The following is a 22,658-nucleotide window of genomic DNA, read 5'->3' as shown; positions in this document are numbered from 1 at the left end:
GCCGGGATGACCAATACCTCACCCGCGAGGTACCTCAGGTGCGCGAGTGCCCCTCGGGGAAAGGAAGCCCGGCCCCTCGGTAGGTCAGAACAATTCATCCAGTAATCGGTAATACGCCAGCTTCCCCCCATCGACGAACTCCCGCCCGTAGAGATCGAGAAAGCGCTCGGCGTGTTCCTGGTCGATATTGCGAATGAGGCTCCGGTACGTCAGGGCGAGGTCGGCATGGCGGTCGGCCAGACCCGCGCGTCCCACGTCGATGAAACCCTCCACGTACGCGCCGTTCAGGATGAGGTTGGGAAGGCAGGGGTCGCCGTGGGTGACGACCACATCTTCTTGGGTGGGCCGAGTGCGGACCAGTTCTTTCCAAACCTGGGCGGCACTCCAGCCCTGCCGTTCGTCGTCGAAGTCGGCCTCGTCCACCCGCCCCGCCTCGACCTGCTCGCGGGCGAGGCGCAGGGTGACGGGCAGGGTCATGTTGAAGGGGCACTCGCGCACGGGAAGGGCATGCAGCTCGCGCAGCGCCCGGGCGAGGAGGTCGGTGACGCGCCCCGGGTGCAGCAGGGCGTCGGGGTCACTCATGGGAATGCCGGGCAGGCGGGTCATGGCGAGGTACTCGTGCGTGTCCGTCACCTCGTAGCCGACCACGGCGGGCACGGGCACCCGGCCCCGGAACCAGCGCAGCCGCTCCCGCTCTTGGAGGAGGGTACTGACGGGCGACCCTCCGCGTTCCTGCACCTTCACCACGAACCGCTGGCTGCGCCACACGCCCGCCCCGCTCTCGCCGTGGGTGACGCTTTCCCAACGGGCGGCGGGGAGCACCCGGCGCAGGGACTCGGGCAGGGTGAGGGTCATGCCCGGCAGGATAGGGGAAAGGGTGGCGTCCCCCTGTCCCGGGCCGCCGGGCCTATACACTGCGTGGAATGAAGGTCGGTCTGCTGGATGTGCTGGGCGCCCGCTACACGCGGTACTGGGCGGCGTTTCTCAAGGAACTCGGGGTGGAGGTGGTGCGGCCTGCCCTCCCCGCCCAGGAGGCGTGGGCGCTGGGCCAGGCGAGCCTGCCGGGCGAACCCGTGCAGGTGCAGCTCGTGCTGGGGCGCGTGCTTGAACTCGGGCGGGTGGATGCGGTGCTGATTCCGCAGACGGCCCCCGTGCGCGACGACCCCTGGGGCGAGGCCCTGACGGAGCTGCTGCCCCGGCGCATCAGCGGCCTGCCCCAGCTTCTCGCCCTGCCGGACGGCGGGCCGGAGATGACGGCGGCGGCGCTGGAGCTGGGCCAGGGGCTGACCCGCAACCCGGGCCGGGTGCGGCTGGCCCTGGAGCGGGTCAAACCCCTGGCGGCGGGCGGGCGTGAGGAGATGCCGACGCTCAGCCGGGCCTCGCGCGCCACGGTCGCCGTGATCGGCCCGCGCGCCCTGCTGGGCGACCCGGACCTGAGCGCCGGGCTGCGGGCGGCACTCGACGAATTGGGCCTGCACCCCGTCTACTCCCCCGACCTGCCCGCCTCGCAGGTTGAGGCGCGGGGCGAGCGGATGGAGCGGGCGGAGACGGCCCCGGCGGGCGAAAAGGAACTCTTCGGCGCCCTGCGGCTGCTGGAGGGCAAGAGCGCCGTGCGGGGCGTCCTGCTCGCCGCGCCCGCCCGCGACGGGGCGCACCGCCGGGTGCTGGAGCGCCTGGCGCGGGGAACGCACAAGCCCGCGCTCGTGATCGACGTGGACGCCGGGCAGACCGAGTGGCCGGAGCTGACGGCCTTCCGCGACCGGGTGACGCTGGGGGCCGCCGCCCGCCCCGCCGCCGAGGGGGCGGGCGCATGAGGTTCTGGCGCTGGCTCGTCACGCCCGACCCCACGCCGGGCTTCACGCGGCCCAAGCTGCTGCGGCTGCTCGTGCGGGTGCTGCTCTTCACCGTGCTCGCCACGGTCCTCTCGGCGGTGGGGCGGGCCTTCGGGCTTGGGCCGTACCTGGACACGTGGTGGGGCACCCTGATCTTCGTGCTGCTGCTGTACATCCCGCTGTTCCGCTTCCTGACGGTGGACACCTTCGTTCCCGCGCGGGGAGGACCGGGCCGGACCAGTGGAGCGCGCACGAACAAGAAGGGCCTCACGAGCGCCGAGCGCCGCAGGGAGCGCAACCGCTTCGCGGGCGTCCGCAAGGGTCCCCCGCGCGGCGGGGCCGGGCGACGGTAGCCGGGTGACGCACGCCAAGGCCCGCCCCGCCCGCGAGTGGGCGGCCGAGAGCGTGTTCCGGCCCCTGGCGGAACGGCTGGTGCCGCCGCTCGCCCGCCGCCGGGTCAACCCTCTCCACGTGGTGCTGACCCATACGGCGCTGGGCGTGTTCACGGGCGTCCTGCTGCGGCGCGGGCACCGGGTAGCCCCCGCCCTGCTCCTCCAGACCAAGACCCTGCTCGACAACCTCGACGGGCAGCTCGCCCGCGCAACCGGGCAGACGACCGAGACGGGCCGCTACCTCGACTCGGAGGGGGACGTGATCGTCAACGCCGCCGTGCTGATCGGGCTGGCCGGGCGCTGGGGCCTCCCCCTCACCCTGCTGCAAAGCCTGATCCTGAGCGTGGACTACCTGTGGGAACGGGACCACCGGGCGGCGCGGGGCGAGGTGTTCCGCGACCCTCCCGCACAGGCCGGGGACGATCCGCGCGTCCTTTCCGTCCTGAAGCTCGTCTACGGCCTGTATTTCACGCCGCAGGAGCGGGTGTTGGGTGCGTTATTCGAGCGTCGGCTGCGCGCCGTGACTGGAGGAGGGCCGACCTCTGCCGACCACTTCGCCTACACGCCCCGGGCCATCAACCGGGTCGCAGTGAACCTCGGCCTGAGTACCCAGCTCCTCGCCCTGGGTGCCTGCCTGTTGCTGCGCCGACCGCACCTCTACCTGTGGAGCCTGCCCGGGCAGGCCCTGCTGCTGGCGGGCGTGCAGCTCTGGCGGGAGGACCAGGTGCGGAGGGGTCGGCAGCCCCACCCCTCTTACCCCTCCTCGAGCGGGTAGGTGCGCGCCGCGCGGATGGCGAGCCCGATCAGGAAGCCGTAGAACACGAACACGCCCAGAAACACCAGCCACCCCGGAAAGCTCCCGATGTCGGCCAGGGACAGGGCGTCCGGGAATTCCAGCACCCAGCCCTTGGGCTGGTCCATGTCCAGCTTGGCGAACCACCCCAGCAGCACGCCCGTGTAGATCCACAGGTAGTTGCGGTTCAGCCGCCACCCCAGCGCGTCCAGCCGGCTCATCGGGCTGCGAGGTTTACTCAGTTCGGCGAGGAGCAGTTGGTGCCAGCCGGGGTCCACCCGGTCACCCAGCATGGCGGGGTAGAAGAAGCGCTCCATGATCCGCACCCGGTGGTGGGCGATCTCGTAGATGCGGAAGCGCCGGGCCTCCAGCCGCAGGAAGAAGTAGTTCATGAACATGGCGAAGAGGAAGGTGGCGTGGCTGTTGTTGGGGCTCCCCAGGGCGAAGGAGGCCAGGCCCGCCGTCGTCACCACCGACCAGTTGGTCGTCATGTCCAGGCGCTGACGGTAGGCGGTCATCTTGCCGACCTCGGCGCGGTAGAGGTGGATCAGCGCGTTCGCCGTGTTCGTGCTGTAACTGACATCGGTGAGGGCATCGAGCGCGGCCCCCGGTGCACCCTTTACACCGGGCATGGGCGGAGGAGGGGGGCGCAGAGGTTGCGGCGGGAAAACATAGCCATAGCGTAAACCCGACGGTCGAAGGAAAGGTGGACGGGGGACCCATCCGGGGGCGGACTCCACAGGCTTGCGGCGAAAGGCGGCGAAGGCAGAAAGCCCGTACGGGTGCCCTGGCCCAGGCTCCTCTCTCCGGGCCGTCCCAGCGTTGGAAGCGGCGCTGATGGGGCGCGCCCTCACCCCTGGCTGCGCCAGGCCTTCTCCCACGAGGGGAGGGGGTCGGAACAGCCCAGGAGGAAGGGGCGCAGGAGCGTTGTCCCGGGTTGAGACCAACGCCAGACCTTTTCCTGGGCGCTCTTTTTCGCGGGAGGCTAATGCACGTCGGGCCGCCCCGCGTTCCCGCTGGCGAACCAGGCCCGCAGCCCCACGACCATGTGCACCCCGTGCAGGGCGATCAGGCCCAGCACCAGGCCCGACACCGTGTGCAGCAGCAGCGGCAGCGCGAGCGCGGCCCCCGCCGTCAGCAGCCGCAGACGGACGATAGGCCCCAGGCGGACAAGCGGGGGATCGTCGGGTTCCAGGGTGAACTCCAGCCCGGCGCAGGCGGCGTAGTACAGGGCGAAGCCCCCGGCGAGCAGCCAGGGCACCCCCGGCTGCACGTCCGCCCGCAGCGCGACGGCATGCTGCACCATCGCCCCGACCACCGTGATGCCGATCACCAGCGGCAGGTGCAGGTACGACCAGGCGAAAAAGCGCCAGCGGTCCTGCGAATCCGGCTCGCGGCGACCGATGAAGTCGAAGTACACCCACCACAGCCCGAAGCCGAGCCCAAAGCCCAGCACGAAGCGCAGCAGCGTCACGGCGTCCAGGCGCGGCACGTCGGCCAGCCCGTTCACGACCCCCACCAGGCTCTCGCCCAGCACGATGATCACGAACAGCCCGAAGCGTTCGGGCAGTTTACGCGCCGAGGCGGGAAAGGCCCGGCGCTGGTCGGCCAGCGTGAGCAGCGGCGTGAACAGGTCGATCAGGAGGCCCGCCCCCTTGAGGGCCAGCGCCTCCGGGCCGGTGAGAAAGGCGGCGATGCCCCACAGCCCCACCGAGACACTGAAGTTCCGCACGTACAGGTCGGTGACGGGCCGCGCCCGCGGGTTGTGCCGCCCCGCCCGCCACCACATCAGCACGATCAGCAGCCGCGCGGACGCATACGAGAGCGCGAAGCCGGTGGCGGTCTTCCCCAGCCCGTACTCGGCGTTAGCGGCCATCGCGGCGACCACCAGCATCTGAAGGAGGGTGAGGACCCGGAAGCTCAGGTCGTAGGTCTCGAAGCGCTCGTTGTAATAGGCGATGCTGAGCCATACCCACCACACCGGCACGAACAGCAGCAGGAATTCCCCCAGGCTGCGCGCGTCCGGGTGCGCCGCGAGGTGGTGCGCCAGCCGCGAGATCACCACCACGAACACCAGGTCGTAGAACAGTTCCAGCCAGGTCACCCGCCGGGCCTGATCCCCCGGCTCGTGGACCCGGGGCGCGTGCCACCAGAGGCGGTAGTTCCGCAACATGCCCGACCTTAACGCACCCGCCTGCCGGGCCGCCTCCTGGCCGAATGGGGAGGGTCAGCGCAGGAAGGGGTTGGTGCGCCGCTCGGCCCCAATGGTGGTGGACGGGCCGTGGCCGGGATAGACGGCGGTGTCGTCCGGCAAGCTCAGCAACTCCCGCTCAATCCCCGCGATGAGTTGGGGATGGTTCCCGCCCGGCAGGTCCGTCCGCCCGATGCTCCCCTGGAAGAGGGTGTCCCCCACCACCACGAAGCCGTCCCCGACGAACACGACGTGTCCTGGCGCGTGGCCCGGCAACTCCCGCGCCTTCAGGGTGAGGTCGCCCGCCGTGAAGGTCTGCCCCTGCGTGATCTCGTGCTCAGGTGCCTCCGGCTGGACGAAGGGCAGGTTCCAGCGGGCCGCCGACGCCGCCCCCATCCGGTAGAGCGGCAGGTCGGCGGGGTGGAGGTACACCGGCACACCCAGCGCCTCCCGCACCGGCTGCACCGCCCCGATGTGGTCGAAATGCGCGTGGGTGAGCAGAATGCCCCGCACCGTCACGCCCGCATCGCGCACGAGCGCCAACACCCGTTCCGCGTCGTCACCTGGATCGAAGAGAAAGCCCTCCCCACCTTGCCCCGCCACCAGCACCGCGTTCTCCTGAAGTGGCCCGGTCGGGAGGGTCCATACCCGCGCGGCGCCGTGTTGTCTCGCCCTCGTCATGGGGAGGAGTGTAGGGCGGAAGATGGGGCAAACACCCCTTCTACGTCAAGGAGTGGTCTGACGGTGGGAACTGACCAAAGCCCGTCGGCCACGAGAACCTGAACGAGCACTGGGTCGGCGCCGGGCACCTCAAGGTGGGGGATAAGATCAAGCAGGCGGACGGCACCACCGGCGTCGTCGCCAACGTGGTCACCCTTCAGCAGACGCGGGAGATGTTCAATCTCACGGACCACCATGAGAGCAATCCCCCTCACCCCTCCCCCAGCGCCTCCCGCAGATTCAGGACGAAGACCTGGAAGCTCAGGCTGGGGCTGGCGTAGGCCTCCAGCGCGGTTTGCAGGGCCTCCAGGGCGGCGTCGGCGCGGGCGCGCTCGTGGGCCGAGAGGGTGCGCCAGGTGAAGCGCAGCGCCTCGGGGTGCCAGTCGGCGTTCCAGCGCTTCTCCAGCCGCTCGGCGGCCTCCAGCGCACTCAGCAGGCCGGTATTCAGCGCGTGGGTGAACTCGGCGGCGTCGGTCAGGGCCGCGCGCACGGCCTCCCGGTCGGCCAGGACCCCGGCCCGCCCGGCGGCGAACGCGACGAGTTCGGCGTCCGGCGCCTCGCCCGCCCGGGTCAGGGTGCGCTCGATGGCGCGGTCGGGGGCGGGGGTCACGCTCAGGCGGGCGCTGCGGCTCACAATGGTGGGGATCACGGCGCGCACGTCCTCGGCCAGGAAGACGAACAGCGCCCGGTGCGGCGGCTCCTCCACGAGCTTCAGGAGGGCGTTCGCCGCCTCCGCCCCCAGATGCTCGGCGCCGTCCACCACCACGACGCGGCGGCGGAAGGTGGGCCGGACCTCCAGGAACTCGAACACGTGCGTCTCGTACTCGCGGCCCTTGTCGCGGTTCTCCAGGATCGCGCCGATGGGGATGACCTTGCGCCGCGCGGCCTTGCCCGTCGAGGTGGTGGCGCGGGGCTCGACGATCAGGAGGTCGGGGTGCGCCCCCGCCGCGAAGGCCCGGCAGGAGGGGCATATCCCGCAGCCCTCCCCGTACATGCCGCGCGTGCCCGAGCAGTTGTGCTGGGCGGCGACCGCCAGCGCCACGTCGCGCTTGCCCACCCGCGCCGGGCCGGTGAGCAGCAGGGCATTACCCCGGAAGTCGCCCGTCTGTTCGAGCAGCGGGCCGTGGAGGAGGACGGTGGTAGTCATAGGGGGATGGGCGCCTCGGGGAGGTTACACGAGTTCCGGTTGAGCAGGGATGCCACCCCTGTGGAACCCGACCGGACTCGTGGCGCTGCGCAGCAGAGGAGGAAGGAACGGGTGCGGATTCCGAAATGAAGTTCTCCTTCGGCGCTTTCCCGGAGGGGAACGAAAGGGCCGCAATTCATACCAGAGGTGAGAACGCCCGGGCCGCCCTGCCTCCACACCCCAACCTCCACCCTACTTTCCGATCGCCAGCCGCGCCGCGAGCACCGGGGGCAGCCCGGCCGCCAGCGTCGCCTCCTGCGCCCGCCCGATGTCGTAGGACACCCGGAAGACCTCGAAGTGGCCGCGCGTGCTGTCGAAGAGGGCGTAACTGGCCTGCGGGTTGCCGTCGCGTGGCTGGCCCACGCTGCCGGGATTCAGGATCACCCGGGCGCCCGGCGGCACGAGGTAAGTCCCGCCCTGCGGAAAGGCCTGGTGCTTGATCCACTCCCCCACCGGGGCGTTCAGGGTCGCGTACACGGCGGGCAGGTGCGTGTGCCCCACGAAGCCCAGGCGGCCACCCCAGCGCGCGAAGGCGTCGCGGGCAGCGGTCACCGAGTCGGTGTAGGTGTCCAGGCTGACGGGGGTGCCGTGGCGATAGCGGGCGCCCACCCCGGGCGCCTCCAGACCATCGGGCCAGCCGCGCACCCAGCCCAGGTCCCGCTCGGAGAGCTGGAGCCGCTGCCAGGCCAGCGCGTCGGCGACCACCCCGCCTGCCCGGACCCGCCGCCCGTCCACGGCCTCCAGCAGCATCTGCTCGTGGTTGCCCAGCAGGCACACGGCGTCGAGCTCGCGCAGCGTGTTCAGCACCTGCCGGGGATGGGGGCCGTACCCCAGCGCGTCGCCGAGATGAACCACCTCGTCGTAGGACCGGGACCCGGCGTGAGCCAGCACGGCCTCCAGCGCCGTCTGGTTCGCGTGAATGTCGGACAGCAGCAGGAGCCGCACCCCGACATGATAACGGCCCCTTCCCGGTGGTGGACGTCCCCGGCCACCGGGCGGCTGACCCTCAAGGCGTCACCGTGACCTGCCGGGTGACGGGGTCAAGCCGGGCCTGACCTCCCAGCGGCAGCGTGAGCTGGGGGCTCGTGTGTCCAAAGTCCAGGTTGGCGACCACCGGCATCTCCGGTCGCCCGCACTCGGCCAGCACGCGCCGCACCCAGGCGTAGAGAGCCTCCGCCATCTCCGGCGTATACCCCCGGGGCCGGGCCAGGAGGAGCCCGGCGGCGCGCGGAAGGATGCCCTGAGCGGCGTAGTTCCGCAGCCAGTACCCCACCTGGGCGGGCGGCGGCACGTCCTCGCTCGTCTCCAGCGCGAGGACGGCGCCGTTCCACAGGTCGGGGCCGGGCCAGCCGGGGGTGCCGTTGAGCATGTCGAGCACCTCCAGGCAGCCGCCCATCAGGTGCCCCTCGGCCGCCGTCTCCCCCTGGAGCCACACCCAGCCGTCCCCGGGCTGGAAGGGGCGGGGAACCTCCTGGAGCGTCTCGTCGGCCCAGTCCTGCCGGAACTCGGTCCACCCGGGGGCGGGCCGCAGGTCGAAGGGCCGCGGCTCGTCCACCACCGCCCGCCGCACCCCCTCGGCCACGAAGGGGTGGATGCCGCCGTTCTCCGCGAGGTCGGTGAGCAGGGCAGGCCCGTGGTAGGCCATCACGCCCGCCCGCAGGAACTGGGTCAGGGTGACGGTGGCGTCGCTGAAGCCCAGGAACACCTTGGGATGGGCGCGGATCATCCCCGGGTCGAGAAAGGGGAGCAGCCGCACGCTGTCGTCCCCGCCGATAATGCTCACCAGGCCGTGGATTTCCGGGTTCCCCAGCGCCCAGTGCAGGTCGTCGGCGCGGGCCTGTGGGTTCCGGTCCAGGTACTCAGGCCCGCGCAGGGCGTTCGGGGCGGGCACGACCTCCCAGCCGAACGTCCCGGCGACCTGCCGGACCCCGGCGTGGTAGCGGCCCATCACCTCCGTCACGAAGCCGCTCGACAGGCTGAGGGCCGCCACGCGCGAGCCGGGCAGCAGACGGGGTGGGCGGACGAAATGGGGCGCCATGCGGCAGGCTACCGGAGGACTGAGGGTGGGGCATGGGCCAGCTGGCGGACGCGTTGGGGGATAAAAAAAGCCGCCTCTCCGGGCGGTGATAGGGAGAAGATACCGTGGGATGCAGGGGAAGTCAATTTATGCACTCGGGTTGGGCAGGAGTTATGAAGTGCCCTCCATTCCCTGAAGCTGGCTGACACCAAACCACGCTCAATTCGTCAGCCCAGCCAGGTGTTGGAGATAGGGCTTCCTTGTGTTCAAGCCCCGTCTTGTTCCAGCGTGCTCAGCACCCTTTGAAAAACATTCAGCGGTCCCGAGCCATGCAGCACCACACGGACGGTGAGGTCCGGGTGGCCTGCCAGAAAATCCCGGATGGTTCGCAGGGCGACCTCCGCCGCTTCCGCGAGCGGGTAGCCGTATACCCCGGTGCTGATCGCGGGGAAGGCGACCGAGTCGCACCCCTGCTCCACGGCCAGCCGCAGGCTCTCCCGGTAGACCCCGGCCAGCAACTCGGCCTCGCCCTGCCCGCCGCCGCGCCAGATCGGGCCGACCGCGTGAATCACGAAGCGGACGCCCTGGGCCTCCAGCCGGAAGGCGGGGGTGATCACCGCCGTGCCCGTCGGAGTGCCGCCGATGGCCCGGATGGCGCGCAGCAGTTCCGGCCCCGCGGCGCGGTGAATGACGCCGTCCACCCCGCCGCCGCCCATCAGCTCCCTGTTCGCGGCGGTCACGACCGCGCAGGTCCGCTCCTGTCCGATGTCCCCCTGAACGAGTTCGAGTGGCATGGAATACCCCTAGCTCTCGACCACGCGCCTCAGGTCCTCGCGCGTGAGGGCCGTACTCCGCACGGTCTCGGCGAGGCGCATGGCGGCGCGGTCCTCGTCGGTCCACTCGTCCTCGGGGCGCTGGCGGGCGTGCTCGGCCCGCTGGACGGCCTGCAACTCGCACACGGCGCGGTCCAGATCATCGTTCACGACGACGTAGCGGAAGGCGTGGGCCTGCATGATCTCGTCCCGGGCGCGGGCGAGCCGTTTCTCGATGCGCTCGGGAGTCTCGGTGGCCCGGCCCGTCAGGCGGCGGCGCAGCTCGGTGAGGCTGGGCGGCATGATGAATACGAGCACGGCCTCCTCGCCCACGCGGTCCTTGACCTGCATCGCGCCCTCGACCTCGATCTCCAGCACCACGTCCTGCCCGCGGGCGAGGGCGGCCTCGATGGGTTCAATGGGCGTGCCGTAGTGGTTGCCGACGAACTGGGCGTGTTCCAGAAAGCCGTTCCGGCGGGCCTTTTCCAGAAAGACCTCCGGCGTCACGAACACGTAGTCCACCCCGTCGCGCTCGCCGGGCCGGGCCCCCCGGGTGGTCCAGGAGGTCGAGTAGAACACGTCCTGCCCCGAGAGCCACCGCTCGCGCAGGGTGCCCTTGCCGACGCCCGAGGCGCCCGTCATCACGATCAGGAGGCCGCGGCGGGGCGCAGGGGGAGTGGAACTCGTTTGGGAACCAGAGTCAGGCACGGCGACCATCATTCGTGACAGCATACGGCCCGGCGACGCGGGCGCGGGGCAGGGGGACACCTTTGCCCTTCCCTGCCCCGCGCCCGGCCCGGCGGGTTACTTGCCCTTGACCCGGCCGCGGCCCCCGCTGCTCTTCTTGCCGCCGCTGCTCTGGCTGCGGCTCTTGCCCAGCGCCTGGCCCTTTTCAAAGCTGGCCTGCATCTTCTTGCGGGTCTCTTCGGCCAGCGCCTTGAAATCCACGAGGCCCGCCTCGATGTTCTCGGCAGTGGCCTTGGGTTGACCGCCCCGGCTGCGCGCGGTGGCGGTGAGTTCCGCATTGGTCTGGTTAAACCACTTCTCAAAGGCGGGCGTCACTTCAAACAGCATCTCGCGCGAGTCGCGCTGGTAGGTGCCCTCCGCGCCGCGGCGGCTGAACTGCTTGGGCAGCGTAAAACGTTCGGGCAGATACGTCGCCTCGATCTTTCCCTCACGAACCGCTTCACGGAACGCCTTGACGAATGCATCACTGCGCTGGGGGTTGTCGAGTTCCTGAAGCTGTTCGCTGAGTTTCTTATAAGCCATCTGTATTCCTCCGCCCAGCCAGTATGAATCCCGCGTGGCCCATTTGTAAAGGCAAGGATCAACCACATCTGGCCGCGCTCAAGCTTGCGCCTCTCTGCAAGGCTTTTCAATATGCTCGCGCACGTCCATCTTTCGGCTGACGCGCTGCACCCGGCCCCCTGTCCCAAGCCGCCAAGGTGTGCCGTCCGGCCTTTCTCAAGCTACCCTTCGCGGGTTTGTTAGGGGAACGCCGGGCGCCTTTGGTCCCCGGGCCGTTTCGTGTACTCAGGACGGCTGGCTCTCGTCGAGGCCCACCCCGAAGCCCTGATCCAGCAGCGATTCACTGTAGGTGCGAAAGGCGAGCATGGTCTGGGTGCGCACAATGCCCTCGACCTTCCGCAGGTGACCGGTCACCACGTCGTCCAGATCCTCGTAGCGCGTGAGCCGCAGCACGGCGACGATGTCCCACTCGCCCGTCACGGAGTACACCTCACGCACGCTGGGCACGCCCGCGAGCGCCTCCGCCGTCTCCTGAATGCGCTGCCTCTCTGCCTGCACCATCACGATTGCGGTGACCATGGGTGCATTGTGGCTCCTTGGGCCGGGAAGAGCTATCAGCGGTCAGCGGTGCCCTTTGGGTTTAGGGGAGGCTGTTGATCGTTCGGATTCCCACGTCACTTCGCCCCCAGTTTTGGCGGAACCGGGAGAACGCTCCTCCGGGGCGGCCCGGACTGCCCACCGCTTCTCCTGACCGTTCGTTCGGGGACGTTCTGCCGCCGGGAGCGGGCGTATCGTGGGGCCATGACTGCCCCCGCCCCCACGCCCACGCAGGTTACCCCGCGTGAGCAACTGCTCAACCGCATCCAGCGCGACATCCCCATCGTTCGGCGTCCTTACCAGGTGATCGCCGAGGAGGTCGGGCTGACCGAGCAAGAGGCCCTGGAGATTTTGCGCGAGGTGAAGGCGGAGGGCGTGCTGCGGCAGGTCAGCGCGATTTTCGACACCCGCACCCTGGGGTACAAATCGAGCCTGGTCGCCGCCGTGTATGGCGAGGATCAGCTTGACGCCGGGGCGGAGGTCGTGAACGGGCATCCCGGCGTGAGCCACAACTACAAGCGCAACCACAGCTTCAACCTCTGGTACACCATCGCCGTGCCGCCCGAGAGCGACCTGGAGGCGCATGTCCAGAAGCTCCACGAGCTGAGCGGCGCGAGGGTCACCCGCCTGATGCCCACCCTGCACCTCTTCAAGATCGGCGTCGAGTTCGACATGAGCGGCAAGGAGGACTGGAACGCCAAGGCCGCCCCGCAGTACACCAACGCCGACCGCAACCTCGGCTATCAGGTCTCGGACCTCGACCGCGCCTTCGTGCTGGAATTCCAGAAGGACCTGCCGGTGACCGAGGAGCCCTACGCGGACGCCTGCGCCGCCCTGGGCCTGAGCATCGACGAACTCGCCGCCCATGCCGAGCGGATGAAGGCGGCGGGGGCCCTGCGCCGCGTGTCCGCCGTCTTTCGCCACCAGAAGGCGGGCTTCACCTTCAACGCGATGGGCGTCTGGGCCGTGCCCCAGGAGCAGGTCGCCGAGGTGGGCCGCCGCATGGCCGAGTTCAAGGCGGTCTCGCACTGCTACCTGCGCCCCACCTACCCCGAGTGGCCCTACACCATCTTCACGATGGTCCACGGGCGGAGCAAGGAAGAAGCCTTCGGCAAGATCGGCGCCATTGAGCGTGAGGTGGCCCGGGGGATTGACCACGCCATCCTGTACTCGACAAAGGAATATAAGAAGGTGCGGCTGGAGTTCTACAAGCCCGAGTTCTACGAGTGGGAAAAGACTCATCTCGGGGCGAGTTCCTGAGTCCCGTCCTTCCACAAACAGACAAATCCCTGACCCTGGAACCCTCCGGGGTCATCCTCTTGAAGGGCACGGAACGTGGCTGGCCCGAAAGGACGACATGAAAAGACTTCTGACTCTTGCCCTGCTGGCCCTCGTTTCCCCGGGGTCGGCGCAGACGTGGGCGGGGAACCTGGGACCCTACGAGGTAAAGGCCACCAATATCTGCAACGCCCTGCGGGTCTACTCGCCCGAAAAGGCCACCTTCTACCGCCCGTACCGGCTGAACCTGCCCGCCTTTCTGGTCAAGGACATCGTGCAGACCGCCATCAACCAGAACGGCTTTCAGGCGCCCCTGGGCAGCGATCAGACTTACGTGGACTTCGGGGATGCCGGGGACGGGCAGGGCTTCCTGAAAAAGACCTACTACTCGGGGGACCGTTTCATCACGGCGTACCTCGATCCCGTCGACCGGTACGTGACCGAGGTTTGTCTCATCGGGAATTAAGCAGCGAACTGGGACGGGACGCCTGAGCAACCGCCCGGGCGTCCCGTTTGTCGGGGCTGCTGGGAAAACGCCGGCCTACCCGTTCACGACCTCGCCGCCGTTGGGGTGCAGCACCTGACCGGCCATGAAGGAGCCGTCCTCGGAGGCCAGGAACACGTAGGCGGGCGCAACTTCGGCGGGCTGGCCGGGGCGCTTCAACGGCACGTCCTGGCCGAAACTCTCGACCTTCTCCTGCGGGAATGTGGAGGGGATCAGCGGGGTCCAGATCGGGCCGGGGGCGACGGCGTTCACCCGGATGCCCTGCTCGGCGAGGCTCTGGCTGAGGCTGCGGGTAAAGGCCACGATGGCGCCCTTCGTCGAGGAGTAGTCGAGCAGTTGCGGGCTGCCCTTGTACGCGGTCACGCTCGTGGTGTTGATGATCGCCGAGCCCTTTTTCAGGTGGGGCAGCGCCGCCTGCGTCAGGTAGAACATGGCGAAGATGTTCGTGCGGAAGGTGCGCTCCAGTTGCTCGGGCGTGATGTCGGTAATGCTCTCCTGCGGGTGCTGTTCGGCGGCATTGTTGACTAAGATGTCGAGCCCCCCGAGTTCCTGAACCGTCCGCTGCACGGCCTGCTGGCAAAACTGCGGGTCACCGATGTCTCCGGCGATGGCAAGCGCGCGGCGGCCCTCGCCCTCCACCATCCCCACGGTCGCCTGGGCGTCCTCGTGCTCGTCGAGGTAGACGATGGCAACGTCGGCACCTTCCCGGGCGAAATGCACGGCGACCGCGCGGCCAATACCGCTGTCCCCGCCGGTAATCAGGGCCACCTTGCCCTCCAGTTTGCCGCTGCCCCGGTAGTCGTCGCGGATGGTGATGGGCTCCAGCGTCATCTGCGACTCGTGGCCCGGCTGGTCCTCCTGGGTCTGGCCGGGGGCCTTCTGGGGGAAGCTCTCGGTGGGGGCAGAGGTGGGCTGGTCCTGGTCCTGGGATCGGTTCGTCATGGTCGTCAATCTCACACCCGGACCCCGGCGGTAAGGCCGACCGGATCACATCTTTGAGGAGGGGTGAAGGCCGGCCACGGCTTGTGAAGGTGTCCGAACATCCAGCACAACTCGGCCTTTATACGACCTCGGCTGAAAGAGCAGGAGGACCCGCCTCCACCGGGAAAGCGGGCCCTCCTCACCCCCTCGCTACTGGCCGAGAACGCCCCGCACCACCTCGGCCACGTGCGGCACGCTGAAGCCGAACTTCTCGAACAGCACCTTCGCGGGGGCGGAGGCGCCGAAGGTCTCCATGCCGATCACGGCGCCGTCCGAGCCGACCCACTCGTACCAGGGCTGCTTGGCCGCGGCCTCGATGGCCACCCGCTTCACGCCGGGGGTGAGCACCGAGTCGCGGTAGGTCTTCTCCTGCTCGCGGAAAACTTCCATGCAGGGCATGGAGACGACGCGGGCGGCGACCCCCTCCCCGGCGAGCGCTTCGGCCGCGTCGAGGGCCAGGCTGACCTCCGAGCCCGAGGCGATCAGGATGACCCGGGGGTTCTCGGCATCCCGGGCGACGTAGGCCCCCTTCTTCACGCCCTCGATGTTGCGGGGCAGCACGGGGAGGTCCTGGCGGGACAGCGCCAGCGCCGTGGGGCCGGTGCCGTGTTCCAGGGCCATCAGCCACGCCGCCGCCGTCTCGTTCGCGTCGGCGGGGCGGATGACGCGGGCATTCGGAACCGCGCGCAGCATGGCGAGCTGCTCGATGGGCTGGTGGGTGGGGCCGTCCTCGCCCAGGCCGATGGAGTCGTGGGTCAGCACGTAGGTGACGGGCTGCATCTGGATCGCCGAGAGGCGGAAGGCGGGCTTGAGGTAATCGGCGAAAACCAGGAAGGTGCCCACGAGGGGACGTGGGCCGCCGTACAGCGCGAGGCCGTTCCCGGCGGCGGCCATCCCGAACTCGCGCACGCCGAAGTAGATGTTGCGGCCCTCGTAGTGGCCGGGCATCAGCTCGCCGCCGTCCTTGATCGTGGTCTTCGTGCTGCCGCTGAGGTCGGCGCTGCCGCCGAGCAGGCCAGGCACGACCTTCGCCAGCGCGTTGATGACCTCCCCGCTCGCGTTGCGGGTGGCGATGCCCTTGCCGCCGGGCTCGAAGGTGGGGAGGGCGGCTTCCAGGTTCCCGGGCAACTCGCGCTTCAGCAGGGCCATGACCTCGGCGGCGAGGTCGGGGTACGCCTCCCGGTAGCGGCCAAACATGGCCTGCCACTCGGCCTCGTACCCGGCGCCGCGCCCAGTCGCGTCCATGTGCTGGCGCACCTCGTCGGGCACCGTGAAGGGGGGGTAGGTCCAGCCCAACGCAGCCTTGGTCGCGGCCACGCCCTCCGCGCCCAGCGGCTCGCCGTGCGCCTTGCTCGTGCCCGCCCGGGGGCTGCCGAAGCCGATGATGGTGCGGACCTGGATCAGGGTGGGCTGGTCCAGGTTCTCGCGCGCCTGCCGGATCGCCGCCTCGATCTCGCCCAGGTTGTTGCCGTCCTCGACGCGCAGCACCTCCCAGCCGTAGGCGCGGTAACGCTCGGCGGTGTCCTCCGACTCGGCCTTGTCGGTGGCGGTGTCGAGCTGCACCGAGTTGTCGTCGTGGAGCCAGATTAGCTTGCCTAAGCGGAGGTGCCCGGCGAGCGCCGCCGACTCGTGGTTCACGCCCTCCTGAAGGTCGCCGTCGCCCAGGATGGAGTACACGTAGTTGTCGAAGACCGGAAAGCCCTCGCGGTTGTAGCGGGCGGCGAGGTGGTGTTCGGCCATCGCCATGCCGACGGTCATCGCCGCGCCCTGACCGAGCGGTCCCGTCGTGGCGTCCAGCCCCTTGGTGTGGAAGAACTCGGGGTGGCCCGGCGTCTTGCTGCCCCACTGGCGAAAGCGCTTGAGGTCGTCAAGCGGCATGTCGTACCCGGTCAGGTGCAGCAGCGAGTAGATCAGCATGGAGGCGTGCCCCGCCGACAGCACGAAGCGGTCACGCCCGGCCCACTCGGGATTTTTCGGGTTGTGACGCAGAAAGCGCTGCCACAGCACGTAGGCCATCGGGGCGGCTCCCAGCGGCGCGCCGGGGTGCCCGCTGTTGGCCTGCTGCACGGCATCGATGGACAGCGTGCGGATGGTGTTCACGCTGAGCTGGTCCACGCTCTGTTGCTGCTCTATCGCGGTCATGCGGCCAGTGTAATCCCCACACCAAAGAGACCCTTTCGGTCTGTCTTCACTCCCAGACCAGACAAATCTCCCCAAAGGCACATGCCCCCACCGGAAACAGGCAGGGGCATGGTCTGAAGAAAAGGTTGGGGGCTCTCGGCTCCCTCCGGGCTGGGCAACAAGCACTCCGCGGCGCTTCCATTCCGGTAAGAACAGAATACGGAATGGGCGTAATTCTGTCAAGCCAGTATGTGAATGTGACCTGAGTATGAGTTGGAGTGTATGGCGGAGGGGACGGGGACTACGAAGTCAGGCCGGGGGGAGGGGGCGTATATGCATCCCTCCGCCATCTGGCGTACCTCCCGGATTCGCGTTTCAGCCCCGCCCTGTCCCACCATGACCGCATGAATGGCTTTGCCCCAGCCCCGACGGAGATGGCCCTGGTCCTGCGCCCCTTTCAAAAAGCCGATGCCCCCGTGGTGGCGCGGCTGGTGACGGAGGGCGTGCGGGGACACTGGACCTACACCCCAGAGCAGTTCCGCGAGAGTGCTGATCCCCGGCGGCTGCGCCTCGTCGCCGAACGTGGTGGCGAAGTTGTGGCGACCCTGCACCTCGGCCCCTTCGGCCCGGCCACCCCGGATGCCCTGCGGCTCGACCTGGCGGGGGACGGAACAGTTTTCTCGGCGTTGTACCTGGCGGCCCTGTCGCAGCTTCCGGGCCGCTTCACCCGCCTCCTGGGGGTGACGCGCGAGGACTGGCCCGAGAAGATGGGCTTCTTCCACGCGGCGGGCTTTCGCAACGCCTGGCAGTCGTGGGGGGCACATCTGGACCTGAGCGGGTTCGACTTTGGGCGCGTCCGCCCGTTGGAGGAACGGCTCTACCTGCAAGGCTACGAGGTCGAGCGGCTGAGCCCGGACGCCACGGAGGCGGATTGGGACGCCCTGCACGCGCTGTACGAGGTGGGCGTCCGGGACGCGCCCCGCAACCCCACGACGACCCCTGATCCCCTGACCCGTACCGAACTGCGGGACATGGTCCAGCGGGAGGAGGTTACGTTCGTAGCCCGCCACCGCGGCGGGATCGTCGCCTGCACCCGGCTGACGCCCCGGGGCCACGAGGTGGAGAGCGAACAGACGGTCACCCACCCCGCCCACCGCTCGCGCGGCCTCGCCACCCTCGTCAAGGCGTCGGCGCTGGCCTGGGCGCGGGGCGCGGGGTATACCCACGCGGGAACGGGAGGCACCGTCCTGAACCTCCCCATGCTGCGCGTGAATACCCGCCTGGGCTACGTCGCGGAGGCGATGTGGGTGACCTGGGAGAAGGGGCTGTGACTCCTCAACGCGAAATGTTCAACGATTAAGGCATCTGTCAGAAATGAAGAGTACCTTAATGGCATGTCCCAACTGACGTTGGAGGAGATCGTCTCCTACTTCTTCTACGCGCAGGCCGACACCGAGCGTCACTACCAGGAAATCGACTTCGTCCGGCTGGTCCAGGAGCTGGGTCTGGAGAATGCGAACGCGCTGCGCGGCCAGATCGTCCGGCAACTGTCGGGCGGGCGCCTGCTCGAAGTGATTCAGGCCGAACTCGCCGCCTGAACGAATCCAAAAGAACTTTTTGCCCCCGCTGCGGCGGGGGTTTTCTTTTGGCCGGAGACGACTTACCAGCCGTCGCCCAGGGCCGCCTGGTAGGCATCGTAGGCAGCGCTGGCGGGGAGCGCCGGTGCGGGGCGCAACACGAACGCGCCGGTGAGCAGGGCGCCGCAGCCGATGAGGAGCGGCCAGCGCAAGGGGTGGGCGTGCCGCCGGGGGAGGATGGCCGGGCTCGCCTGGGCCCCTTCCGCCCGGTGCCGGGCGAGGAACCGTTCGGCGGCCCCCGCGTCCTCGGGCGTCTCTTGCCGGGCCTGGGCGAAGAGGGTGTCCAGTTCGTGATCGTTCATGGGGTGACTCCGATTCCGGTCAGCAGGGCCCGCAGCGCCGCGCGCCCCCGGTTGATGCGGCTTTTGACGGTGCCCAGCTCGACGCCCAGGACCCCGGCGATCTCGGCGTAGTCCAGGCCCGAGAGTTCGCGCAGGGTCACGGCGTCGCGCTGCTCGGGCGGAAGCTGGCGCATGGCCCAGGCGAGGCGGGCGCGCAGGTCGGCCTGTTCCCCCGCCCGGACGGGGCTGTGGGGAGCGGCGGGTTCGGGGGCCTCCTCCAGCGGCAGGTGGCTGCGTGCCGCGAGCGCCTTGTGACAGGCGTTCAGGGTGACCCGGTGCAGCCAGGTCGTGAACTGCGCCTGTCCCCGAAAGCCCGGGAGATGCCGGTACACGCTGATAAACACCTCCTGCACCACGTCGTCGGCCGCCCCCGGCCCGACCGTCCCCGCCGCCACGCGGTGAACCCGCCCGGCGTGGCGCCGCACCAGCGTCTCGAACGCCGCCTCCCGCCGCGGCCCGGGATGCGCGGCGAGGGGCACGAGTTGCTCGTCCGTCAGGTCGTCCAAGGCTGCCTCACAGGGTAGGAGGCCGGGACTTTCGAAAAAGTTCCGCGCGGACTGGATGGACGGTGGGGGGACGGCAAAGCCCTCGCCGGAGGGTCCTGCCAGCCCGGGGAGAGGACGCTGGAGGGGGTGTTGGGGGGCCAGGGACGGCCCCGGCCCTCCAGGAACCGGAGGTTGTTGCCTCCCCCAGGGGAGGTGGCCCGCGGGTCTGCGCCGCAGAGGGGTCGCCGTGCCCACCCCGCGGCCGTGCGGCGATCCTGGCCGCCCGCCATCACAAACTGCCTCACCTCCGGCTTGCCCGCCCTCTTTTCGTTCCGCCTAAAATAAGCTTATGACGGCCCGCGTGCTCTCCCCCTCCGCCGAGGACTACCTCAAGCATCTGTACCTGCTGGGGCAGCGCGGCAAGGTGAACACGCAGGCGCTCGCCGACGCGCTGGGGGTGGTGCCCGCGAGCGCGACCGGGATGCTGCGCAAGCTCAGCGAGCAGGGGCTGGTGGCGCACGCGCCGTACCAGGGGGCCAGCCTGACCGCCGAGGGCCAAAGGGTCGCGCTGGAGGTGCTGCGCCACCACCGCCTCCTCGAACTCTTCCTGCACCGGGCACTGGGCGTGCCCCTCGACGAGGTCCACGAGGAGGCCGAGCGGCTGGAACACGCCCTTTCCGAGCGGCTGGAGGCGCGCATCGCCGCCTGGCTGGGGGACCCCACCCACGACCCGCACGGCGACCCCATCCCGACGCTCGCGGGCGAGGTGCCGTCCCGGGCCGAGCGCCGCCTGACGCAGCTCGCGCCGGGGGAAGGGGCGACCGTGTCCCGCGTCCCGGATACCGACGCCGCGGGCCTGCGGGCGCTGGTGACGGCGGGCCTGACGCCCGGGGTAGTCGTCACGCTGCGCCGGGTGGACGCCGCGCTCGGCACGCTCACGGTCATCCTGCCGGGGGAGCAGCTCCTCACGCTGGCGCTGGGCGTGGCCGCGCAGGTGCAGGTGCATGGGGAGGGGCGCCCCGGGCGGTAGGCCGGACCTCCCGCCATCTGTGCGACCATCCGGGGTGTGACCGACCCCCGCCCCCGCTGGCGACGGCAACTGGACGCCGCGCACCTCGCCCTCACGTTCCTGACCACCCTGCCGCTGCCCCACGTCGGGGAGGTGCGGGCGGGGGATTTCGCGCGGGCGAGCGCCTACTACCCGCTGGCGGGGTACGCGGTGGGCGGGCTCGTCGCGTTCAGCCTGTGGCTCCCCCTCCCCCTGCCGGATGGAGTGCGGGCGGCCCTCGCGGTGGGCGCGTGGCTGGCCGTCACGGGGATGCTGCACTTCGACGGACTGGTGGACAGCGCGGACGCCCTCTTCGCCGTGAAGAGCCCGGCGCGGCGGCTGGAGATCCTGCGCGACGTGCATGTGGGGGCCTTCGGGCTGGCGACGGGCGTGCTGGCACTGCTCATTCTCTGGAGCCTGCTCGGGGCGGGGCTGCCCGCCTTCGCCCCCCTCGTCGCGGCGGTGGTCGCGCGGCTGCTCGTCCTCGTGCCCATGAACCTCTACCCGGCGGCGCGGGAGGAGTCGCTGGGGGCCCGCTCGCGCGAGGGGCGCTGGGGCGCCGCCCTCCTCCTCGCCCTGCCCGCCCTGCTGCTGCCGGGGGCGTGGGTGGCCGCGCTCGCCGCCCTCGCCGGGGTGCTGCTCGCCGCCCGGTTCGCGGCCTCCCGGCTGGGGGGCGGGCTGAGCGGGGACGTGTACGGGCTGCTGATCGTGACGGGGGAACTCCTGGCGCTGGGTGCCTTCGCCTGGGGCCGCCCACCGTGCTGACCCTGCACCTCGTTCGCCACGCGGCCCACCCCGCCCAACGCCGAGCGGCGCTACCCGCGTGAGGGGGAGGACGCGCCGCTCTCAGAGCTAGGCCGAACGCTGGCCGCCTCCCTCCGTCTGCCCCCGGGGGTCCTCGCCCTCACCTCCCCCAGCCTCCGTGCCCGGCAAACCGCCGCGCTGGCCGGATTCCCGCAGGCCATCCCCATCCCCGCCCTCACGGAGGCGCGGTTCGGGGTCATGGCGGGCCGCACCTGGTCCGAGCTGGAGGCGGAGTTCGGGGAGGCGCCGCGGGGTTGGATCGACGGTCTGGCCGACCCGGGCGCAAACCTGGGGCCACCCGGGGGAGAGACGGGGCGCGGCTTTCACGCACGCATTGACACCTGGTTGAACAGCCTTCCTGGCACGGCTGAGGTGGCCGCCTTCACCCACGCGGGCGTGATCCTGGCCGCCCTGCGCCTCACCGTGGGCCTGCGGGCGGCGGAGATAAGGCCGGGTGGAATCGCCACGCTGGGGCGGGCGGGGGAGGACTGGTGGCTGACGCGACTCACGGTGCTGGGGGAGGCCAGGTGAGGGGGCCGTGCCATCATCCCCCCATGCTGACCGCCCCCATTTCCGCACACCTTCCCGGCGGGTTCCGGTGAAGGTCGCCACCTGGAACGTCAACTCCCTGAACGTGCGCCTGCCGCAGGTGCTCGCCTGGCTGGAGGGCCAGGGTCCCGACGTGCTGGCCCTCCAGGAGACCAAGCTGGAGGACCACCGCTTTCCCGCCGCTGACTTTGAGGCGCTGGGCTACTCGGCGGCGTTCTCGGGCCAGAAGACCTACAACGGGGTCGCGCTCCTCTCCCGGCTGCCGCCGGGGGACGTGCAGGTCGGCGTGCCGGGCCTGGAGGACGAGCAGCGCCGGGTGATCGCGGCGACGGTGGGCGGAGTCCGGGTGGTCTGCCTGTACGTGCCCAACGGGCAGGAGGTCGGCTCGCCCAAGTACGCCTACAAGCTGGAGTGGCTGGCCGCCGTGCGCGAGTGGCTGCGCGGTGAACTGGGCGCCCATGAGCGGCTGGCGGTGGTCGGCGACTTCAACGTCGCGCCCGAGGACCGGGATGTCCACAGCCCGGGGCGCTGGGAGGGACAGGTCCTCGTGAGTGAACCCGAGCGGGAGGCCTTCCGCGCCCTGCTGGGCCTGGGGCTGCACGACGCCTTCCGGCTGTTCGAGCAGCCTGAGCGGGTGTTTAGCTGGTGGAACTACGGGCGGCTGGCCTTTGCCCGCAACTGGGGGTTGAGGATCGACCACATCCTCGTGTCGGCGACGCTGGCGGCCGAGTGCCGGGCCTGCACGGTGGACCCGGAGCCCCGGCGGCACGAGCGGCCCTCGGACCACGCCCCCGTCGTCGCCACCTTCTCGGCTGCACCGGGACGGGCGGGCGGCGCGCCGTGAGTGGGCCGAACAGGACGATGCAGAGAGGGCGCTGTGGGCGCGGGATGGCGAGCTTCTCGGCGGGGGGGACAGGACGCCGACGGCGGGCCGAGTTCCACCTCCCCTCCGGGGGCCGCCCCCACCGCTGAGCCGGGCGGGAGGGGGAGCGCCATTGACCTTCCCCCCGCCCGACGCTGCCCGCAAGCGCGGTGTAAGAGCCCCTGGCCTAGCCTGACTCGTGCCGACCGAGGTTCAACGCCACCTTGGCCGCCTGGGGCTGAGCGCGGGTTCGCCCCCC

General features: G+C 70.2%; 25 protein-coding genes and 1 pseudogene. 11 read left to right on the top strand and 15 right to left on the bottom strand.

Features of this window, described 5'->3' with window-relative positions; all coding sequences use genetic code 11:
- Positions 1–84 precede the first annotated feature (84 nt).
- Positions 85–855 (bottom strand): APH(3') family aminoglycoside O-phosphotransferase, encoded by a 771-nt coding sequence (locus DAERI_RS19095; RefSeq protein WP_103131028.1) that lies wholly within the window; start codon positions 853–855, stop codon positions 85–87.
- 68 nt (positions 856–923) lie between these two features.
- On the opposite strand from DAERI_RS19095, the gene DAERI_RS19090 reads away from it, so the two are divergent.
- The 3 genes from DAERI_RS19090 to DAERI_RS19080 are packed head-to-tail and all read left to right on the top strand — an operon-like array spanning position 924 to position 2,999.
- Positions 924–1,814 (top strand): hypothetical protein, encoded by an 891-nt coding sequence (locus DAERI_RS19090; protein WP_103131027.1) that lies wholly within the window; start codon positions 924–926, stop codon positions 1,812–1,814.
- Positions 1,811–2,185: a hypothetical protein gene (locus DAERI_RS19085; RefSeq protein ID WP_103131026.1), complete on the top strand. Its 375-nt coding sequence runs from the start codon at positions 1,811–1,813 to the stop codon at positions 2,183–2,185. The genes DAERI_RS19090 and DAERI_RS19085 overlap by 4 nt, the downstream gene beginning before the upstream one ends.
- A gap of 4 nt (positions 2,186–2,189) precedes the next feature.
- Positions 2,190–2,999, top strand: a complete 810-nt coding sequence (locus DAERI_RS19080; protein ID WP_103131025.1) for a CDP-alcohol phosphatidyltransferase family protein — start codon at positions 2,190–2,192, stop codon at positions 2,997–2,999.
- Here DAERI_RS19080 and DAERI_RS19075 read toward each other — a convergent pair.
- From DAERI_RS19075 to DAERI_RS19025, 10 genes are all read right to left on the bottom strand, one after another.
- The gene (locus DAERI_RS19075) at positions 2,978–3,649 is read right to left on the bottom strand and encodes a DUF2270 domain-containing protein (protein WP_103131024.1); all 672 of its coding nucleotides are present in this window, start codon (positions 3,647–3,649) and stop codon (positions 2,978–2,980) included. The two genes, DAERI_RS19080 and DAERI_RS19075, sit on opposite strands and share 22 nt — an antisense overlap.
- Positions 3,650–4,002: 353 nt before the next feature.
- Positions 4,003–5,190: a low temperature requirement protein A gene (locus tag DAERI_RS19070; RefSeq protein WP_103131023.1), complete on the bottom strand. Its 1,188-nt coding sequence runs from the start codon at positions 5,188–5,190 to the stop codon at positions 4,003–4,005.
- A 54-nt stretch (positions 5,191–5,244) separates the two neighbouring features.
- Positions 5,245–5,889, bottom strand: a complete 645-nt coding sequence (locus DAERI_RS19065; protein WP_103131022.1) for an MBL fold metallo-hydrolase — start codon at positions 5,887–5,889, stop codon at positions 5,245–5,247.
- A gap of 250 nt (positions 5,890–6,139) precedes the next feature.
- The gene (locus tag DAERI_RS19055) at positions 6,140–7,075 is read right to left on the bottom strand and encodes a DNA polymerase III delta subunit-related protein (RefSeq protein ID WP_103131020.1); all 936 of its coding nucleotides are present in this window, start codon (positions 7,073–7,075) and stop codon (positions 6,140–6,142) included.
- A gap of 231 nt (positions 7,076–7,306) precedes the next feature.
- Complete coding sequence (locus DAERI_RS19050) at positions 7,307–8,059, bottom strand: metallophosphoesterase family protein (RefSeq protein WP_103131019.1); 753 nt, start codon at positions 8,057–8,059, stop codon at positions 7,307–7,309.
- 61 nt (positions 8,060–8,120) lie between these two features.
- The gene (locus DAERI_RS19045; RefSeq protein ID WP_103131018.1) at positions 8,121–9,152 is read right to left on the bottom strand and encodes a S66 family peptidase; all 1,032 of its coding nucleotides are present in this window, start codon (positions 9,150–9,152) and stop codon (positions 8,121–8,123) included.
- A gap of 245 nt (positions 9,153–9,397) precedes the next feature.
- Positions 9,398–9,925, bottom strand: coding sequence for a macro domain-containing protein (locus DAERI_RS19040; protein ID WP_103131017.1), 528 nt, complete (start codon positions 9,923–9,925; stop codon positions 9,398–9,400).
- 9 nt (positions 9,926–9,934) lie between these two features.
- Positions 9,935–10,663: a guanylate kinase gene (gmk, locus tag DAERI_RS19035; RefSeq protein ID WP_103131016.1), complete on the bottom strand. Its 729-nt coding sequence runs from the start codon at positions 10,661–10,663 to the stop codon at positions 9,935–9,937.
- Positions 10,664–10,747: 84 nt separating this feature from the next.
- A complete protein-coding gene (locus tag DAERI_RS19030) occupies positions 10,748–11,212 on the bottom strand; it encodes a hypothetical protein (RefSeq protein WP_103131015.1) in 465 nt (154 codons plus the stop codon).
- A 264-nt stretch (positions 11,213–11,476) separates the two neighbouring features.
- Positions 11,477–11,770, bottom strand: a complete 294-nt coding sequence (locus DAERI_RS19025) for an Lrp/AsnC family transcriptional regulator (RefSeq protein ID WP_019587995.1) — start codon at positions 11,768–11,770, stop codon at positions 11,477–11,479.
- A gap of 222 nt (positions 11,771–11,992) precedes the next feature.
- Between DAERI_RS19025 and ahbA the strand changes: the two genes are divergently transcribed.
- On the top strand, positions 11,993–13,048 hold the full coding sequence (gene ahbA, locus DAERI_RS19020) for a siroheme decarboxylase subunit alpha (protein ID WP_103131014.1): 1,056 nt from the start codon (positions 11,993–11,995) through the stop codon (positions 13,046–13,048).
- 97 nt (positions 13,049–13,145) lie between these two features.
- On the top strand, positions 13,146–13,532 hold the full coding sequence (locus DAERI_RS19015; RefSeq protein WP_103131013.1) for a hypothetical protein: 387 nt from the start codon (positions 13,146–13,148) through the stop codon (positions 13,530–13,532).
- 75 nt (positions 13,533–13,607) lie between these two features.
- Here the strand turns inward: DAERI_RS19015 and DAERI_RS19010 are convergent, their stop codons facing one another.
- Together DAERI_RS19010 and tkt are read right to left on the bottom strand one after the other, a co-directional pair.
- Complete coding sequence (locus DAERI_RS19010; protein ID WP_103131012.1) at positions 13,608–14,513, bottom strand: SDR family oxidoreductase; 906 nt, start codon at positions 14,511–14,513, stop codon at positions 13,608–13,610.
- A 189-nt stretch (positions 14,514–14,702) separates the two neighbouring features.
- Positions 14,703–16,694, bottom strand: a complete 1,992-nt coding sequence (gene tkt, locus DAERI_RS19005; RefSeq protein WP_103131011.1) for a transketolase — start codon at positions 16,692–16,694, stop codon at positions 14,703–14,705.
- A 383-nt stretch (positions 16,695–17,077) separates the two neighbouring features.
- On the opposite strand from tkt, the gene DAERI_RS19000 reads away from it, so the two are divergent.
- Complete coding sequence (locus DAERI_RS19000; protein WP_165794293.1) at positions 17,078–18,004, top strand: GNAT family N-acetyltransferase; 927 nt, start codon at positions 17,078–17,080, stop codon at positions 18,002–18,004.
- Positions 18,005–18,067: 63 nt separating this feature from the next.
- A complete protein-coding gene (locus tag DAERI_RS18995; protein WP_103131009.1) occupies positions 18,068–18,271 on the top strand; it encodes a hypothetical protein in 204 nt (67 codons plus the stop codon).
- 62 nt (positions 18,272–18,333) lie between these two features.
- On the opposite strand, the gene DAERI_RS18990 is transcribed toward DAERI_RS18995, so the two are convergent.
- Entirely contained in the window at positions 18,334–18,612 is a 279-nt protein-coding gene (locus tag DAERI_RS18990) for a hypothetical protein (RefSeq protein ID WP_103131008.1), read from the bottom strand.
- Positions 18,609–19,157 carry an RNA polymerase sigma factor gene (locus DAERI_RS18985; protein ID WP_103131007.1) on the bottom strand — a complete coding sequence of 183 codons (549 nt, stop codon included), beginning with the start codon at positions 19,155–19,157 and terminating at the stop codon, positions 18,609–18,611. The genes DAERI_RS18990 and DAERI_RS18985 overlap by 4 nt, the downstream gene beginning before the upstream one ends.
- 328 nt (positions 19,158–19,485) lie before the next feature.
- Between DAERI_RS18985 and DAERI_RS18980 the strand changes: the two genes are divergently transcribed.
- The 4 genes and pseudogenes from DAERI_RS18980 to xth all read left to right on the top strand — a co-directional run bounded on the left by DAERI_RS18980 (position 19,486) and on the right by xth (position 22,381).
- Positions 19,486–20,166 (top strand): metal-dependent transcriptional regulator, encoded by a 681-nt coding sequence (locus DAERI_RS18980; protein WP_103131006.1) that lies wholly within the window; start codon positions 19,486–19,488, stop codon positions 20,164–20,166.
- Between the two features lie 36 nt (positions 20,167–20,202).
- Positions 20,203–20,949, top strand: a complete 747-nt coding sequence (locus tag DAERI_RS18975; RefSeq protein ID WP_103131005.1) for an adenosylcobinamide-GDP ribazoletransferase — start codon at positions 20,203–20,205, stop codon at positions 20,947–20,949.
- A gap of 90 nt (positions 20,950–21,039) precedes the next feature.
- A pseudogene (locus DAERI_RS18970) lies at positions 21,040–21,519 on the top strand (histidine phosphatase family protein); the annotation flags it as partial.
- Positions 21,520–21,586: 67 nt separating this feature from the next.
- A complete protein-coding gene (gene xth / locus DAERI_RS18965) occupies positions 21,587–22,381 on the top strand; it encodes an exodeoxyribonuclease III (protein WP_103131004.1) in 795 nt (264 codons plus the stop codon).
- Positions 22,382–22,658: the final 277 nt, after the last annotated feature.

The organism is Deinococcus aerius, assembly GCF_002897375.1.
GTDB lineage: Bacteria > Deinococcota > Deinococci > Deinococcales > Deinococcaceae > Deinococcus > Deinococcus aerius.
Note: the sequence above shows the minus strand (reverse complement) of the source record. Positions and strands in the feature narration are given on the sequence as shown.